This window comes from Mesorhizobium sp. M8A.F.Ca.ET.218.01.1.1 (genome assembly GCF_004791165.1).
Classification (GTDB): Bacteria; Pseudomonadota; Alphaproteobacteria; order Rhizobiales; family Rhizobiaceae; genus Mesorhizobium.
The window spans coordinates 231354-248732 of sequence record NZ_SRUZ01000006.1 but is presented as its reverse complement, the minus strand read 5'-3'; the positions used below and the strand labels follow the sequence as shown (position 1 = coordinate 248732).

Below are 17379 nucleotides of genomic sequence, written 5' to 3'. Positions count from 1 at the left end.
GCCAATCGCCAGCGCTGCAAAAAGGTCGCCGGCGTTGCGGCCAGGTCCCTTCTCCCCGTCCTTCACGGGGAGAAGGTGCCGGCAGGCGGATGAGGGGCGGCGCAAACCGGTCATGCTAGTTCGCTCTTGCGGATATGGTCCGCCACCCGTAGCGCCTGGGCGGCGATCGACAGCGCCGGATTGACCGCCGCCGAGTTCGGCAGAAAACTGGCGTCGACGACGAACAGGTTCTGGTGATCGAAGGCGCGGCAAAAGGGGTCGAGCGGCGATGTCGCCGGGTCGTCGCCCATTTTCACCGTGCCGCACTGGTGCGAGGGCGTACGCTTGTCGAAAGGGCGCGACAGCACGATGGGATAACCGCAGGCGCGAAAATTCGCGCGCATCACCTTGGTCAGCCCATCGAGCGACTGCATGTTGGAGCGCCGCCACTGCATGACGATGTCCTTCCCGTCGACCATGATGCGGCTTTCGGGATCGGGCAGGTCCTCGCACATCAGGTACCAGTCGACGGCATGGCTGGCCATGTAATCGAGCGCGAATTTCGGCACCCGCTTCACATTGGCCCTTAGCATGTTGCCGTCGATCTTGCCGAGAAGCTGGACATTGCCGAGCGGTTTGCCGCCCTTGCCGTCGGACAAATAGTAGTCGTTCAGCATCAGCGTCTTCTGGTAGACGGCATCATTCCTGCGGCGCGGATCGATCGCCAGCATGGCGCTCGAATTGTGGTTCATGAAATTGCGCCCGACCTGGTCGGAGCGGTTGGCCAGGCCCTTGTCGCCCCCCTTGCCATTACCGGGTGAGGGCGAGCGTAGCAGGATGACCGCTGAATTGACCGCGCCGGCCGACAGGATGACCAGTTTCGGCGACAGCTTTTTCAGCTCGCCGTTCTGGCGATAATGTATGGCGGATATGGATTTGCCGTCCGGGGCAGTCTCGAGATATTCGACATAGGCGCCGGTCTCGAGCTTGATGTTCGGATCGGTCAATGCCGCTGCCAGCGGTGCGGTCTGCGCGTCCATCTTTCCCTGGCCCGTGTTTGGGAAGGCGTCCCAGCCGGTCCTGCCCTCCTTCAGCCATGTCTCTATGTCGACGCCGAGTGGCAGGGAGGCCGGATGCAGGCCCAGTCCCTTGAGCTCGGCGCGGGCACGCGCGATCGGCGCCTCGTCGGGCACCGGCTTGAAGGCATAGGGAACCGAATGAAATGGCTCGGTTGGATCCTCGCCCAGCGCGCCGCGCACGCGGAAAAGCTGCTCTGCTTTCGAATACCATGGCTCGAATTCGTCATAGGAAAACGGCCAGGCCGGCGACACGCCGCCAAAGTGCTCCATGTCGGAAAAGTCTTGCTTGCGATAGCGGATCAGCACCGCGCCGAAGAATTTCGAGTTGCCGCCGACATAGTAGTAATTGCCTGGGTTGAAGGCGCCGCCGCCGGCCTCGCGCCACATCTCCTTCGGCCGGTAGTGGCCGTCGACGAAGATCGAGCGCGTGTCGCGCGCATGCGGGGTCGCCGGCAAGGGTTCGCCGCGCTCCAGCATCAGGATGGAGGCGCCGCTGCCGGCCAGACCGGCAGCGATCGTGGCGCCGCCGATGCCGGAACCGATGATGACGATATCGGGGTTTGCCATCACCTAAAGCGCGCCGCGATTGAATTGACACATGCGACGCGCTTCAGGTCCTTTGTTTTGATGCATGTCGTTGCCCCAAAACCGGATCCACTTTTGGCGACACGCATCAGCGAATACGGTTCTCGGTCGCCGGATCGAAGAACACCGCCTTGGTCAGGTTGAAGGCCAGCGGCGTGCTGGTGCCCGGCTGGATGTTGGCATCGGCGCGCAGCCGTGCCACCACGCCCTTGCCGCCGAGATTGGTGACGGCGAAAGTGTCGGAACCGGCCGGTTCCACCACCTCGATATGGCAATCGGCGGTGGCGATTTGCGAGGCGTTGCGTTCCGCGCCTTCGGGATCGGTAAGCGCCTCCGGGCGGACGCCGAAGATGATCGGCTTGCCCTTGAATGCCGACAATCCGGCCGGCGCGTTGGCCATCGGCAAGGTGATCGGCTGGCGTGCCTCGCGATCGAGCACGACGGCCAGATCGCCGCCATTGCCGCCGATGGTGGCCGGGATCAGGTTCATTGCCGGTGACCCCATGAAGTCGGCGACGAAGACATTGCTGGGGTTGTTGTAGATTTCGGCCGGCGTGCCGAATTGCTGCACCTCGCCGTCACGCATGACGGCGATCTTGGTAGCCAGCGTCATCGCCTCGATCTGGTCGTGGGTGACATAGACGATCGTTGTACCCGTGGTGGCATGCAGGCGCTTGATCTCGATGCGCATGTCGACGCGCAGCTTGGCGTCGAGGTTGGACAGCGGCTCGTCGAACAGGAACAGCTTGGGGTCCCGCACCAGCGCCCGGCCCATGGCGACGCGCTGGCGCTGGCCGCCGGAGAGCTGGCTCGGCTTGCGCTGCAGCAGATGGCCGATCTGCAGGACCTTGGCCACCTTGTCGATCGCCTTCTGCCGTTCGTCGGCCGGCACGCCGCGCATTTCCATGCCGAAGGAGATGTTCCCGGCGACCGTCATGTTGGGGTAGAGCGCATAGCTCTGGAACACCATGGCGATATCGCGCTTGGACGGATGAAGATCGGTGATGGTGCGGCCGTCGACGCGGATATCGCCAGAGGTGATCGTCTCCAGTCCGGCAATGGTGTTGAGTAAGGTTGACTTGCCACAGCCGGAAGGACCGACCAGCACCAGGAAGCCGCCTTTTTCCAGCTCGAGGTTAATCCCTTTCAGGATCTCGACCTGGCCGAAACGCTTCCTCAGACCATCAATTTCCAGAAAAGCCATTGGGTTATCCTTTGACCGCGCCCGCCATCAGGCCACGCACGAAATAGCGGCCGGCGAGCACATAGACGAGAAGGGTGGGGAGTGCGGCGATCATCGCCGCCGCCATGTTGACGTTGTATTCGACGACGCCGGTCGAGGTGTTGACGACGTTGTTGAGCGCCACCGTCATCGGCATCGCATCGCCGGTGCCGGCATAGGCGGAGGCGAACAGGAAGTCGTTCCAGATGTTGGTGAATTGGTAGATGACGGTGACGACGAAGATCGGCATCGAGTTCGGCAGCATGATGCGCCGGAAGATCTGGAAGAACGAAGCGCCGTCGACCTGGGCGGCCTTGACCAGTTCGGTCGGGAACGCCTCGTAATAGTTGCGGAAGAACAGCGTGGTGAAGCCGATGCCGTAGACGACGTGGACGAAGACCAGATTGACCGTCGAATTGCCGAGGCCGAAGCTGGTGCCGATCGAGTTTTGCAGCGTCACGCCGAAGCGGCCGACGCTGCCCAGGATCGTCGCCATCGGCAACAGAACGGACTGGAACGGAATGAAGCAGGCAAACAGCATCAGCCCGAACACCAGCGTCGCCCCGCGAAAACGCCATTTGGTCAGCACGTAGCCATTGAGCGCACCGAGCATGGTCGAGATCAGCACGGCGGGAACCACCATCTTGATGGAGTTCCAGAAATAGCCCTTGATGCCGGCGCAGGTGAGGCCGACGCAGGTCTCGCCCCAGGCCTTCAGCCAGGGATCGAAGGTCGGCGCCTTGGGCAGCGAAAGCATGTTGCCGTTCTGGATCTCGTCCATGGTCTTGAACGAGGTCACCAGCATGACGAACAGCGGCATCAGATAGAACAGGGCGAACAGCGCCAGAAGTCCGTAGATGACGATGCGGTTGACGAGTTTGACGTTCATGCCGCCGCTGGCCTGGCGGGCGGGAGTGGTCACGGCGCTCATCGCGGCTTCTCCCTCAATTCCGAATAGAGATAGGGCACGATGATGGCGACGATGGTCATCAGCATGATCACGGCGCTTGCCGAACCGACGGCCATTTCGTTGCGCTTGAAGGTGTACTCATACATGAAGTTCGAAGGCAGCCATGCCGAGCCACCGGGGCCACCGCTGGTCAGCGCGACGACCAAGTCATAGGATTTGATGGCAAGGTGCGCGAGCACGATGAAGGCCGACAGGAAGATCGGCCGCAGCAGCGGAATGACGATGCGGCGATAGAGCTGGAAGGTGGTGGCGCCGTCGATCTGCGCCGCCTTCATGATCTCGCCGTCAATGCCGCGCAGGCCGGCCAGGAACATCGCCATGATGAAGCCGGAGGCCTGCCAGACGCCGGCGATGACCACGGTGTAGATGACGAAATCCTTGTTCTTGATCCAGTCGAAATGGAAGCTCGTCCAGCCCCATTGGTGCAGCGTCTGCTCGAGGCCGAGGCCAGGGTCGAGGAACCATTTCCAGGCGACGCCGGTGACGATGAAGGAGAGCGCCATCGGGTAGAGGTAGATGGGACGCAAGACGCCTTCGCCGCGGATCTTCTGGTCGAGCAGGATGGCCAGGAACAGGCCGAGCGCCAGACAGATCAAGATGTAGAGAAAGCCGAAAATGCCCATATTGGTGATCGATGTGTACCAGCTCGACGGCGGATCGGTGTCGAAGGTCCAGTTCCACAGCCGCTGGTAGGCGCGCGCGCCGGTTATGGCGTAGGACGGAAAGGTCTTGGAGTTGGTGAAGGACAGGTAGATCGTCCACAGGATGAAGCCGTAGACGAAGACGACGGTGATGGCGAAGCTCGGCGCCAGCACGATCTTGGGCAAGGCGTCCTGCAGGCGCCCGCGCACCGAGGTGCGCGGGCGGGCATGCTCCGGCGTCAGCTTGATCTGGGTTGTCGCAACTGTGCTCATGGGGTTCCTCCCGTCGGCGTCCGGCCGACCGGCCTCACGGACCGGAAGCCTTCCCCGCCGGAGCGGGGAAGGTGTTTTTGTGCGTAATGCTTACTTGGCGTCGTCGATTGCCTTGACCAGTTCGGTCACGGCCTCGTCCGAGGTCTTGATCTGACCGTGGACGAATTTGGAGACGACGTCCTTGTAGGCATTGGCGACAGCCGGAGGCGCGCCATAACCCTGGGCTAGCGAGCCGAACAGCGTGCCACCTTCATTGGCCTTCTTCAGATCGGCGATACCCTTCTTGCCGCAAGCGTCGAAGTCGGTGTCAGGCACGTCGGTGCGGGCCGGAACCGAACCCTTGACGACGTTGAAGGCCGACTGGAAGCTCTTCGACAACGTGGCTGTGGCCAGAGCGACCTGGGCCGCCTTGCGGTCGTCGGGGACGTTGAACATGCCGAACATGTCGGAGTTGTAGATCACCGAGCCGTCTGTGCCCGGGAAGCGGTAGCAGAGGAAGTCGGTGCCCGGGGTCTTGTTGGCGGCGTGGAACTCGCCCTTGGCCCAGTCGCCCATGACCTGCACCAGCGCATCGCCCTTGATGACCATGGCGGTGGCGAGGTTCCAGTCGCGGCCCGAGAAGTTCGGGTCGACATAGGTGACGAGCTTGGCGAGGTTGTCGAACGACTTCTTCATCGTGTCGGACTTGAGCGAGGCGTCGTCGAGGTCGTTCATCGCCTTCTTGTAGAACTCCGGCCCGCCGGTCGACAGCACGACGGAATCGAACATGGTGGCTTCCTGCCAGTTCTGGCCGCCAAGCGCGAGCGGCGTGACGCCGGCCGCCTTGGCCTTGTCGAGCAGGGCGATGAAATCATCGAAGGTCTTCGGCTCGGCGCCGCCGATCTTGTCCATCACCGCCTTGTTGATCCACAGCCAGTTGACCGAGTGGACGTTGACCGGAGCGGCAACCCACTTGCCGTCATAGACGGAGAATTTCTGCAGGGCGGCCGGAACCGATTTGTCCCAGCCTTCCTTCTTCGCCGTCTCGGTGAGGTCGCCCATCACGCCGGCCGCGGCATAGTCGAGCACGGTATAGCCGAGCATCTGCGAGGCGGTCGGATAGTTGCCGGCCGCGACCATCGCCTTCAGCGCGGTCATGGCGGCATCGCCGCCGCCGCCGGCCACCGGCACGTCCTTCCAGGCATAGCCTTCCTTGGCCAGATCCTGCTTGAGCACGTTGAGGGCAGCCGCTTCGCCGCCCGACGTCCACCAATGCAGCATCTGCACTTCCTTGACGTCCTCGGCATGGGCCGCGAAAGCCAGGCCCGAAGCGAGAGCCGTTCCGATAAGCAGTTTGCGCAACATGTACTTCCTCCCTTGTTGCAACTCACGTGACCGGCGGATGCCGCCGGGGTCTCCCAACTCAGCCGACCCACCAACCGGTGCGCTGGCCGCGATGAAACTGGATTGTCTTTTCCTCTGTATAGTCCTCGACGGCGCGCTTGCCGAGTTCGCGGCCCAGGCCCGACTGCTTGTAGCCGCCGAACGGCAGTTCTGGATAACCTTCCATGAACGTGTTCACCCAGACCGTCCCCGAACGCACGCCCCGCGCCACCGACATGCAGGTGTCGATGCTGGCGCTCCACACACCCGCCGATAGACCATAGGGCGTGTTGTTGGCGATGTGCAACGCCTTTTCAATCGTTTCAAAAGTCAGCACCGAGAGCACCGGCCCGAACACTTCCTCGCGGGCGACGGCCATGTTTTCGGTGACGTTGCGTAAGATCGTCGGATCGAGATATTGGCCGGCATTGGAAGGGAGTTGCCCGCCGCCGCTGTAGATGCGGACCCCGTCACTCGCGGCGGCCGCGATGTAATCGGTCACCTTGGCCAGATGGTCGGAGGAAATCATCGCGCCGACCTTGGTCCTGATATCGAGCGGATCGCCAACGGTTACCTTGGCGGTCACCGTCTTCACGGCGGCCAGGAAATCGTCGGCGATCGCCTCGTGCACGATCAACCGGCTGCCGGCGTTGCAGCATTCGCCGGCATTGAAGAAGCCGCCGAACACCGCTGCATCGGCGGCCGCCTCGAGATCGGCATCGGGGAAGACGATCTGGCCGTTCTTGCCGCCGAGTTCCATCGAAACCTTCTTCAGGGAATTCGCGGCCGCCGCCATGGTCATCTTGCCGACGCGGGTGGAACCGGTGAACGACACCATCTCGACCAGGGGATGGCTGACCATCGGCGCGCCGACATCGGCGCCAAGACCGGCGAGGATGTTGACGACGCCGGCGGGAACGCCGGCTTCGTGAAGGATGTCGCCGAGCACGAAGGTCGAGGCCGACGTCATCTCGCTCGGCTTGACCACGGCCGTACAGCCGGCGGCCAGCGCGAAAGGCAGTTTCTGGCTGACGATGAGGAACGGGAAATTCCACGGCGTGATGATCGAGACGACACCGATCGGCTCGCGCAGCACGACGCCCAGCATGGCGTCGCCGAGATTGGCGTAGCTCTCGCCATGCAGCGTGCGGGCAAGCGAGGCGGCATAGCGCCAGATGTCGACGGCGCCGCCGATCTCGCCGCGCGCCTGGGTAATCGGCTTGCCGGATTCCAGCGCATCGAGGCGGGCGATGTCTTCCAGCCGGGCCTCGATCAGGTCGGCCGCCTTGAGCAGGATCGCGGCGCGCTCGGCCGCCTTCATGCGCGGCCAAGGACCGGTCTCGAACGCCCTGTGCGCGGCCTGCATCGCGGCTTCCACTTCGGCAGCCCCTGCCTGAGCATAGTGTGAAACGGTGAAGCCGTGGCCGGGGCTCTTGCGTTCCAGCATACGGCCGTCGCGGGCATCGACATGCTTGCCGTCGATCAGCAGCTTGTACGCCTTGGGCGCGGCGGAAGCCTCGGCGGGCATGGAAATCTTCAGAGGTGCATTCATGTGATTTCCACTCTGTCCTAGGAACGCGAAAACACGGGCTTCTGCTTGGTCTTGAAGGAGCCGACGCCGGCCTTGAGATCGCCGGTGAGCGCTATGAAACCGCTGGCCAGGGCTTCGGTCGCGGCAGCGCTTTCCTCGCCTTCGGCAACGGCGATCATCAGCTTGGCGGCTTCGGTCGCCAGCGGCCCGCGTTCGGCGATTTTTCCAGCCCAGGCCTTGGCTTCGTCTAACGCCTTGCCGGTTTCGACGACGCGGTCGACGATGGCAAGCACGAGCGCTTCAGCCGCCAGAAAAATCTCGCCACCGACAGCCATGCGACGCACCGTCTGGGCGCCGAAGCGGCGCACCGCGCGTTGCGTGCCGGACCAGCCGGGGACGACACCGATCGAGGTCTCGGGGAAGCCGAGCTTCACCTGGGTTTCGGCGACGCGAAAATCGCAAGCGACAGCCAGTTCCAGCCCGCCGCCGAGAGCATGGCCGGACAGAACGGCGATGGTCGGCTGCCGCAGCCGTGCCAGCCGGTCGAAGACACGGTGGCCGTAGCGCACCCATTGCACCTGGAAATCTGCGGCACTCATGCCGCCCCAGGCCTCGACATCGCCGCCGGCGCAAAATCCCTTGCCTTCGCCGCATATGAGGACGGCGCGGACATCTTCGGCGCTTTCCGCCTCATCGAGCGCCGCCTCCAGCGCGCGCAGCATCGGGATGTCGAGCGCGTTGAATTTTTCGGGCCGGCGCAAGGTGACGATGCCGATCGCGCCATCCCGCTCGAAGGTGACGAGGCGCTCAGCCATGCGCGCCTCCAAGCGAGGCGCCGCCATTGAGTGACAGGCCGATCGGCCGATCCTGGTAGAGCGCGGCCGGCGTCACCTTGAGGTCATTGGCCACGTTGAGCGGGATCTCGGCCTGTGCCAGCACATCGCGCTCGAGGTCGATACCGGGCGCCAGTTCCGTCACCATCAGCCCATCGGGCGTCAGCTTCATCACGCAGCGCTCGGTGACATAGGTGATGTCCTGTCCTTGAGCGACGGCGCGCTTGCCGGAGAAGGAGATGTGCTCGACCGCCTCGACGATCTTCTTGACCTTGCCTTCCGCATCGATGCGGATGCCGCCATTGGCCAGCGAGAGCTTTGCCCCGGCGTTGAAGAAGCCAGAGAAAACAATCTTCTTCGCCCGTGACGTGATGTCGACGAAGCCGCCGGCGCCGGCGGTGACATGCGGCCGCGCCGAAAGTTTCGAGACATTGACCGAGCCGTGGCGGTCGATCTGCAGGAAGGAGAGCAGCGAGGCGTCGAAGCCGCCGGCCTGGAAATAGATGAACTGGTGCGGCGAGGGCATGATCGCCTCGGCATTGGAGGCGCAACCGAACTTGAAGTCGAGCAGCGGCACGCCACCGACGGCACCCTGTTCGATCACCCAGGTGACCTTGCCGTGCTGGCCTTCTTCCAGAAGGATGCGCGGCACGTTGGCCGAGATGCCGAAGCCTATGTTGACGGCCATGCCGTCGCGCAGCTCCATGGCGACGCGGCGCGCGATCACCTTCTGGACGTTCATCTCCGCGTTGCGGAAGGTCGACAGCGGCCGGAAGATCTCACCCGAAATCGCCGGATCGTAAGGCGTCAGCGTCGTCTGTAACTGGTCGGGCGCCACGACGATATGGTCGACCAGCACGCCCGGCACGCGCACATCATGCGGCTTCAGCGTGCCGTTCTCGACGACGCGCTTGACCTGCGCGATGACGATGCCGCCATTGTTGCGGGCGGCGAGCGCCTGTTCCAGCCCACCGAGATAGGCGCCCTCATGCTCGTAGGTCAGGTTGCCGCGCTCGTCCGCCGTGGTGGCGCGGATGATCGAGACTTGCGGCACGATGGCGCGGAAATAGAGCCATTCCTCGCCGTCGAATTGCTGCACCGAGACGATCGGTTCGCCGGCGGCGGCGTTCATGGCGCAGCCCTGGTGGCGCGGGTCGGCGAAAGTGTCGAGGCCGACCTTGGTCAGCACGCCCGGCCGCTTGGCGGCGGCCTCGCGGTGCATGTCGAACAGGATGCCGGACGGCACGTTATAGGCGGCGACGGAATTGTCGCCGATCATCTTCCAGATCTGCGGCGGTTCGGCCGAGGAGGGCCCCGACGGATAGGAGCCGCACAGCGTGCGCTTCAACAGGCCGGGCTTGGCCAGATGATCGATGCCCTTGATGCCATACATGTCGCCGGCGGCGATGGGATGCAGGGTGGTGATGTCCTTCGGATGGCCTTCGCTGTCGAAGCGTTCGCCGATGGCGGCGAGCACGGCGTCCGGACAGCCAAGACCGCTCGACGAGGACACCGAGACGACCATGCCGTCCTTGATCAGGCTGGCTGCCTGCGCCGATGAAACGACCTTGCTCAATTCATGCTCCCGAGTTTCGGGTCGATCCTGACGGCTCTGCCGGAATTGGCCGATTGCAATGCGGCCTCGGCCGCTGTGAGCGACCAGATGCCGTCCTCGCCGGTGGCGGAGGGCTGGTCCTCGCCATGGATCGCGGCATGGAACCGGCCCACCGACCTGACGTAGAGGTTGTCGCGGTCGAAGCTCAATTCTTCCTCGCCACCCGCGGTGCGCAGCGTCACCGTGCCGACCGGCTTTTGCGTCATGACATTGCGGGCGATCAGCGAACCCTGCGAGCCGTGCACCTCGAAACCGGTATCGGCAAATCTGGTGGTGAAGCCTTCATGCGATTGCGCGATGAGGCCCGACTTGAAGCGCCAGATGCACATGGCGCCGTCTTCCAGCCCGCTGCCGGCCATGCCGGCCGATTGCGTGAAAGCGGAAACCTCGACCGGATCGTCGCCGAGCACGAAGCGCAGCGTGTCGGCATCGTGCACGGTGATGTCGAGCACCGCGCCGCCGCCGGCCTCGGGCCTGGCGATGCGCCAACCTTGCAGGTTCTCCGGCAGGTAGACGGAATGAAAGACCCGCGCGGCAATGGGCTGGCCGATGCGGCCGGCGGCAATCGCCTCGCGCATGACGCGGTGCGCGCCGGCATTGCGCAGATGGTGATTGGTGCCGAGCACGATGCCCGCGGCCTTGGCCGCGGCGACCATTCTACGCGCGTCGGCGCTGGTCAGCGCCAGCGGCTTCTCGCACAGCACATGCTTTCCTGCCTCGATCGCAGCGAGTGCCTGTTCGAGGTGCAGTTCGTTGGTGGTCGAGATGTAGACGGCGTCGATGTCGGATCCGAGCAAGGCATCGAGGTTTGATACGGCGGCCGGAATGCCATTTTCCCTTGCATAGGCCGCGGCGCGTTCCGCGCTGGAACTCATCACAGCCGCGATCTCGCCATCGGCTTGCGCGCGAATGGCGTCGATCATGAATTGCCGGGCGATCGTGCTGGCGCCGATCAGCCCCCATTTGACGCTCATCTCGCGGCTCCCGTTGCCGCGGGCCTGTTTCGCGTGCGGCGATCTGGGCCGCAGCTTTCCCTGACCACGAGATTGACGGCGCCGATATGGTCCTCGGCGCGCGTGGTGCGCGACTGGATCATCTTGATCATGACGTGGGCCGCGCGTTCGCCGAGACCGGCGGAGTCCACCGCGACGCTGGTTAGCGCCGGCATGTAATGTTCGGCCTCGACCACATCGTCGAAGCCGACGACGGCGAAATCCGCGCCCGGCTCAAGTCCGCGCTTGCGCAGCGCCAGCATGACGCCAAAGGCGACGGCATCGTTGAAGCAGAGCGCCGCGGTTGGTGGCTCGGCCATTGCGAGCGACGTCTCCAGGCAGGCCATGCCGCCCTTGCGGTTGGTCTCGCCTTCGATGATGAGCGCGTCGCGGGGGTCGATGCCAAGCGTTTCGCAGGCTTCGCGAAAGCCGCCCAAGCGCTCATGATAGACGATGAGGTCGGACGAGCCGCCGAAGAAGGCCAGGCGGCGATGCCCCTTGCCGACGAGATGAGCGGTGGCGAGATAGGCGCCACGATGATTGTCGGGGGTGATCACCGGGATACGGCTTTCCGGCAAGCGGCGCATGGCGAAGACGACCGGCACGCCCGCCATCTCAAGCCGCCGGAAGGCACCCGGCGTGGTGCCGCGCGCCGGCGAGACGATGAGGCCGGCGACGCCTTGCTCCATCAGCGATTTCAACACTTCTTCCTGGCGCACCGGGTTCTCCGCCGTGTTGGCGATGAACGGCACGATGCCGGCCGACTGGAAGACGCGCTCCATGCCCACTGCCAGTTCAGCGAAGAACGGATTGGTGAGATCGTTGATGACCATGCCGATGACGTTGGAATGGGCCTTGCGCAGATTGGCGGCGCCGCGATTGTAGACATAGCCGACATCCTCGATCGCCTTGCGAACCTTGACCGCGGTCTCGGGGCGGATCAGCCCGCTGCCCTGGAGCACGAGCGACACCGTCGATTTGGACACGCCTGCCTCGCGGGCGATGTCGAAGATCGTCGCCTTGGCGCGGCTGGCCATCCAGATAACTCCTCCCGGTTTTCCTAATCGAATTTATTGGAACGTTCTAATCTCTGCTCCATGGGTGAGTCAATCGGGATTTTTTCTCAATCAAACCAGGCCGATCGTACGTGGTCCAACGATATGCCGGGCAAGGCTTCCTGTGTTGCAACGCAGCATTGGTCGTGAGCCACTTTCGAATCTTAAAGGTTCTTGATTTATTGGAACGTTCCATTTAATAAACGCCGAAAACGGAGAGATCGATGGACATTGCCTTGCCCGGCGCGGGTGGCCGCAGCACCGGTTACGCGCTTGTCGGACAGCCGGTCCAGCCAGTGATCGGCGCGCGGTTCCCGCGCATCGCCTATGCCGCCGCGCATGTCGTCGCCGATCCCCTGGAAATGACCGATCCATGGTCGCGGCCGGTTGTCGACTGGGACAGGACGATGGCGTTTCGCCATCATCTTTGGCGGCTCGGCTTCCGCATCGCCGAGGCGATGGACACGTCGCAGCGCGGCATGGGTTTCGATTGGCGGAGCGCGAGGGAATTGATCCGCCGATCAATCGCGGAGGCGAGGACCGTCGCTGACGCCGACCTCGCCTCGGGCGCCGGAACCGACCATCTGGCGCCGGCGTCGGCCAGGACACTGGATGATGTGATCGCCGCCTATGAGGAACAGTTCGCGTTCATCGAAGGGCAAGGCGGCAAGGCGATCATGATGGCCAGCCGCGCGCTGGCCGCCGTCGCCAAGGGCCCGGACGACTATGCCTTGGTTTACGACCGCATACTGGGCCAGGCCTCCGGCAAAGTGATCCTGCACTGGCTGGGCGACATGTTCGACCCGGCCCTGAAAGGCTATTGGGGCAGCGATGATTTCGAGACCGCACTCGATACGGTGGTCGCCATCATCGAGCGCCATGCCGGCAAGGTCGAGGGCATCAAGATATCGCTGCTCGACGCCGGCAAGGAGGTGGCGCTCAGGAACCGGCTGCCGGACGGCGTGGTGATGTTCACCGGCGACGACTTCAACTATCCCGAACTGATCGCCGGAGACGGCAAGCGCCACTCGCACGCGCTGCTCGGCATTTTCGACGCGATCGCGCCGGTTGCCAATGCGGCGCTGGCGAAGCTGGCCGCCGGCGACCGTACAGGCTACGACGCGCTGATGGCGCCGACCGTGCCGTTGTCGCGAAAAATCTTCGAGACGCCGACCGAATATTACAAGGCCGGCATTGTCTTCATGGCTTGGCTGAACGGCCACCAGGACCATTTCGCGATGGTCGGTGGCATGCAGTCGGCGCGCGGCATCCGCCATTATGCCGAAGTCTTCCGCCTTGCCGATCAGGCTGGATTGCTGGCCGACCCGGAGATGGCGGTTGCCAGGATGAAGAGCCTCTGCGCCGTCGCGGGCGTCTGAGTGGCACACAGGTTGGCCGCGGCCGCCAACTCGAGTGTTGTGGCTTGCCCCTTCGCAAAACTCGCTGACAGGCCTGGGAATAGCCTGACCCGACACCGCAATGATTCGATGAGGGAATAGGGCAGTGGGGGAATCAGGGCACGCAGCGGCGGCCAGGCCTTACGCCCTATCTCTTCGACTCAGCTGGTTTGGATCTGGATGGTGGGCGTGACAGGGATTGAACCTGTGACCCCTGCAATGTCAATGCAGTGCTCTCCCGCTGAGCTACACGCCCATCCGAAGCCGCGCATACACCATTTTTGGTCCGGCGCGTCAATAGCAGGAAAAGAGGAAAAACACGTCGTCTCGCCGCGGCTGTGGACTGACCCCGGCGGCTTGCGGAAGGCGGCTCAGGCCGCGTGCAGCATCTTCTCGACCTCGTTGACGAGGTCGCGCAGGTGGAAGGGCTTGGACAGCACCTTGGCGTCTTTCGGCGCCTTGGAATCCGGGTTCAGCGCGACGGCGGCGAAACCGGTGATGAACATGACCTTGAGGTCGGGGTCGATCTCGGTGGCGCGGCGCGCCAATTCGATGCCGTCCATCTCCGGCATGACGATGTCGGTCAGAAGCAGCGAGAATGGTTCTTCGCGCAGCCGCTCATAGGCGCTGGCGCCGTTGTCGAAATCGCTGACCTGATAACCGGCGCGCTCCAGCGCCTTGACGAGGAACCGACGCATATCGTCGTCGTCTTCCGCCAGAAGAATGCGTGCCATGTTGTCCCGTCCGAATCACCCGCCGAGACTGCCGAGGGGCAGGCCCGTTAACCATCCTGTATATGAGGAGGTGAGAGTAAACATCAAGTGAACACCGACGCGCTTGCCCCACATTTGCCAAGCGGCACGACGGCTGAAATGCTGGACATGCGGCCAGCAAGGTGGCAGTTTCATGCCATGATGCACTGGTGTTTTCGGGTTCGTTCAAATTGAAGACGGCAGCCGAGGATTTTTCGGTCTTTCCACCCTTCGAAATCCGGTCGGGCGCCGAGCAGCGCGTCCCCTTCCTCTTCAATTCACCGCATAGCGGCCGCTACTATCCTGAACGCTTCCTTGCCATGGCAAGGCTCGATCGCAACGCCATCCGCCGCTCGGAGGATTGCTATGTCGACGAGCTGTTCGGCGGCGCCGTGGCGCTGGGTGCGCCGATGCTGGCGGCAAATTTTCCGCGTGCCTATCTCGATGTCAACCGCGAGCCATGGGAACTCGACCCGCGCATGTTCGCCGAGCCGGTGCCGTCCTTCTGCAACATCCGCTCCGCGCGCGTGGCCGGCGGGCTCGGCACCGTGCCGAAGCTGGTGGGCGAGGGGCTCGACATCTATGCGGGCCGCTTGCCGCTCGCCGAGGCGGTTGCCCGCATCGAAGCCGTCTACAAGCCTTATCACGAAACGCTGAAGCGGCTTTTGACCCGGACCCACGCCCGTTTCGGCTTTGCCGTGCTGATCGACTGCCATTCGATGCCGGCGAGCATCCGTGTCGGCGACAACGGGCTGCGGCCGGATTTCATCATCGGCGACCGTTTCGGCATCTCGGCCACCGCGGCCCTGACCGAAACCGCGATCGGCCTATTGACCGCGATGGGCTATACCGTTGCTCACAACAAGCCTTATGCCGGCGGTTTCATCACGGAACATTACGGCCGCCCGGCGCGTCATCTGCATGCGCTGCAGATCGAGGTCAATCGCGGGCTCTACATGAATGAGCGGACATTCGAGAAAGCCGCCGGCTTCGACGCGCTGGCCGACGATCTGACGCGATTTTCAGCCGACCTGATGGCGATGCCGGATCACCATTTCATCGACCTGCCTCTGGCCGCGGAGTGAAGATCACGCCTTGTTCCATGCGTGCGACTGCCCGAAGACCCCTCGTGTGGTTTTGGGCGGTACGCTTCGGGAGCGGCGGCTGAAAAAAAGACCGCATCGTTTGCACGATACGGTCGAAGTCTAGGGAGGAAACGCCCAAGGAGGGCATGGACAGGAAACCCTATCCGAGAATGAGGGTATTGTGCAGCGCACAAATGTCAAGCGACGTTCAGGCTTTTTTAATTCAGAGTGATGTGGAAATTGCGTTTCGTTGACAGAAACGTGACATTTCAGCAACAGGTGTCGCTGCCGGAAAATTCTCGAACACCCTTGTTTTGGCACGAAAGTGACGGCAAACGACTGTCTGGGCATGCTGCAACGCGGGAGAATCAGTTGGACATCAGCGTCGATTTCATGCGCCGTATCGCGCAAGCGGCAGCGGCTGAGACCTTGCCGCGCTTTCGCGCCCAAGGCGCGGTCGCCAACAAGGAAAAGGGCAGTTTCGATCCGGTCACCGAGGCCGACCGCGAGGCCGAGCGCGCCATCCGGGCGCTGATATCGGCCGAGTACCCCGACCACGGTATCCTGGGCGAAGAGCACGGCAGCGAGAACATCTCCAGCCGGCATGTCTGGGTTATCGATCCGATCGACGGCACGCGCGCCTTCATCTCCGGCCTGCCGGTGTGGGGGACGCTGGTCGGGTTGACGGTCGACGGCGATGCGGTTGCCGGCATGATGGCGCAACCCTTCACCGGCGAACTGTTCTACGCCAATGGATCCGGCTCGCATTACGAGGGACCGGGCGGTCCGCGAAAACTGTCGACCCGCAAGACGACAAAACTCGATGAGGCGACGCTGTTCACCACCACGCCGGCATTGTTCAAGGGCGAAGCGCGCACGCGCTATGACGCGTTCGAGAAACAAGTCCAACTCGCCCGCTACGGCGCCGACTGCTATGCCTTCGCCATGATCGCCTCGGGCAGCGTCGACATCGTCACGGATCCCGGCCTGAAGCCTTACGACATCGTCGCGCTCATCCCGATCATCGAGAAGGCCGGCGGTGTCGTCACCACCTTCGACGGCGGGCCGGCGGAGAATGGCGGCGATGTGCTGGCGGCGGCGACACCGGAGCTTCATGCCGCCGCCATGGCTGCCCTGCGCGGCTGACATCGCCTGCGGTCAGCGCGACCGTATCGAACGCTGGAATTCCGCCGGCGTACGCCCGTAGACCTGCTTGAACGCGGCACTGAAATGGCTGTGGCTGGAGAAGCCGAGATCCATGCCCAGCGTGGTCAGATTGTCGTAACGGCCAAGCAGGTCAAGCGCACGCGCCAGCCGCAGGCGCAGATGATAGCGGTAGAGCGGCATGGCTTCGACCTGCTGGAACACCTGCGTCAGGTAGACCGGCGAAACGCCGACCTCGACGGCAATCCCGGCCAGCGTCCAGCGCCGTGACAGGTCCGACGACAGCACGAGCTTGGCGCGGTCGACCAGTTTCTGCCGGCCAGGGCTGGCGCCCGCGACATGCGAGGTGCGCTCGCCAAGCGAGCGCCGCACCAGTGTCAGGGCGAGCGTCTCGGCCTCCAGCGTTTCAGCGACATTGCGGCTCAGGCTGTGGCGCAGCAGCGCCACCAGCGCCTGCGCGCGCGGGTCGATGCGCCGGCGCTGACGACGAAACGCCAGCGTGCGGCCGGAGCGAAGCTGATCCTTCGGCGCCAGCTCCCGCAATTGACCGTCCTCGATGACGAGGTCGAGGCAAGCGTCGCCGCCCTCGATGGGATGGCTGACCTGATAAGGCTCGGCTTCATTGAAGAACAGCAGTTGATTGGCTTCAGCTACCGCGTCATTGCGGCCGACATGGCGCACGAAGACACCGCGATAGGGAAACACCAGATGCGTGGCCGCGGTGCATTCCTCATCGCTCCTGTGCCGGCATGTGCCACTGCAGACGACGTCCCTCACCCTGACGGTGCCGGTGTCGAGAAGCGGCTGTACCGTGAATTGCGACATGGCCGTTGCGCTCTTTCCT

The 17379-nt window shown here is 63.5% G+C and carries 15 protein-coding genes and 1 tRNA gene; 3 read left to right on the top strand and 13 right to left on the bottom strand.

Translation table 11 applies throughout. The features are described from left to right. Nucleotides 1–110: 110 nt before the first annotated feature. From EN861_RS22470 to EN861_RS22425, 10 genes are all read right to left on the bottom strand, one after another. The gene (locus EN861_RS22470) at nt 111–1625 is read right to left on the bottom strand and encodes a GMC family oxidoreductase (RefSeq protein WP_127279213.1); all 1515 of its coding nucleotides are present in this window, start codon (nt 1623–1625) and stop codon (nt 111–113) included. 106 nt (nt 1626–1731) lie between these two features. Beyond that, entirely contained in the window at nt 1732–2847 is a 1116-nt protein-coding gene (locus EN861_RS22465; protein WP_127279212.1) for an ABC transporter ATP-binding protein, read from the bottom strand. A gap of 4 nt (nt 2848–2851) precedes the next feature. Further along, nucleotides 2852–3796 (bottom strand): carbohydrate ABC transporter permease, encoded by a 945-nt coding sequence (locus EN861_RS22460; RefSeq protein WP_127869915.1) that lies wholly within the window; start codon nt 3794–3796, stop codon nt 2852–2854. After that, a complete protein-coding gene (locus EN861_RS22455; protein WP_127869914.1) occupies nt 3793–4749 on the bottom strand; it encodes a sugar ABC transporter permease in 957 nt (318 codons plus the stop codon). The genes EN861_RS22460 and EN861_RS22455 overlap by 4 nt, the downstream gene beginning before the upstream one ends. Before the next feature lie 90 nt (nt 4750–4839). Continuing rightward, nucleotides 4840–6093: an ABC transporter substrate-binding protein gene (locus EN861_RS22450; protein ID WP_127869913.1), complete on the bottom strand. Its 1254-nt coding sequence runs from the start codon at nt 6091–6093 to the stop codon at nt 4840–4842. 58 nt (nt 6094–6151) lie between these two features. After that, nucleotides 6152–7663 carry an aldehyde dehydrogenase family protein gene (locus EN861_RS22445; RefSeq protein ID WP_135865629.1) on the bottom strand — a complete coding sequence of 504 codons (1512 nt, stop codon included), beginning with the start codon at nt 7661–7663 and terminating at the stop codon, nt 6152–6154. Between the two features lie 17 nt (nt 7664–7680). Continuing rightward, nucleotides 7681–8457 carry an enoyl-CoA hydratase/isomerase family protein gene (locus tag EN861_RS22440; protein WP_127279785.1) on the bottom strand — a complete coding sequence of 259 codons (777 nt, stop codon included), beginning with the start codon at nt 8455–8457 and terminating at the stop codon, nt 7681–7683. Next, nucleotides 8450–10051, bottom strand: a complete 1602-nt coding sequence (locus EN861_RS22435) for an acyl CoA:acetate/3-ketoacid CoA transferase (RefSeq protein ID WP_135865626.1) — start codon at nt 10049–10051, stop codon at nt 8450–8452. The genes EN861_RS22440 and EN861_RS22435 overlap by 8 nt, the downstream gene beginning before the upstream one ends. Then, a complete protein-coding gene (locus tag EN861_RS22430; protein WP_135865623.1) occupies nt 10048–11064 on the bottom strand; it encodes a Gfo/Idh/MocA family oxidoreductase in 1017 nt (338 codons plus the stop codon). Before EN861_RS22430 ends, EN861_RS22435 begins: the two co-directional genes overlap by 4 nt. Next, on the bottom strand, nt 11061–12119 hold the full coding sequence (locus tag EN861_RS22425; protein WP_127869911.1) for a LacI family DNA-binding transcriptional regulator: 1059 nt from the start codon (nt 12117–12119) through the stop codon (nt 11061–11063). Before EN861_RS22425 ends, EN861_RS22430 begins: the two co-directional genes overlap by 4 nt. Nucleotides 12120–12361: 242 nt before the next feature. On the opposite strand from EN861_RS22425, the gene EN861_RS22420 reads away from it, so the two are divergent. Then, the gene (locus tag EN861_RS22420) at nt 12362–13516 is read left to right on the top strand and encodes a dihydrodipicolinate synthase family protein (RefSeq protein ID WP_135865621.1); all 1155 of its coding nucleotides are present in this window, start codon (nt 12362–12364) and stop codon (nt 13514–13516) included. A 199-nt stretch (nt 13517–13715) separates the two neighbouring features. On the opposite strand, the gene EN861_RS22415 is transcribed toward EN861_RS22420, so the two are convergent. Continuing rightward, nucleotides 13716–13790: transfer RNA gene (locus EN861_RS22415), tRNA-Val, on the bottom strand. A gap of 115 nt (nt 13791–13905) precedes the next feature. Beyond that, the gene (locus EN861_RS22410; protein WP_010911372.1) at nt 13906–14268 is read right to left on the bottom strand and encodes a response regulator; all 363 of its coding nucleotides are present in this window, start codon (nt 14266–14268) and stop codon (nt 13906–13908) included. A gap of 161 nt (nt 14269–14429) precedes the next feature. On the opposite strand from EN861_RS22410, the gene EN861_RS22405 reads away from it, so the two are divergent. Continuing rightward, on the top strand, nt 14430–15371 hold the full coding sequence (locus EN861_RS22405) for an N-formylglutamate amidohydrolase (protein ID WP_127869910.1): 942 nt from the start codon (nt 14430–14432) through the stop codon (nt 15369–15371). Between the two features lie 372 nt (nt 15372–15743). Continuing rightward, nucleotides 15744–16517: a histidinol-phosphatase gene (hisN, locus tag EN861_RS22400; protein ID WP_127869909.1), complete on the top strand. Its 774-nt coding sequence runs from the start codon at nt 15744–15746 to the stop codon at nt 16515–16517. A 12-nt stretch (nt 16518–16529) separates the two neighbouring features. Here the strand turns inward: hisN and EN861_RS22395 are convergent, their stop codons facing one another. Continuing rightward, a complete protein-coding gene (locus EN861_RS22395) occupies nt 16530–17360 on the bottom strand; it encodes an AraC family transcriptional regulator (protein ID WP_135865619.1) in 831 nt (276 codons plus the stop codon). Nucleotides 17361–17379 lie beyond the last annotated feature (19 nt).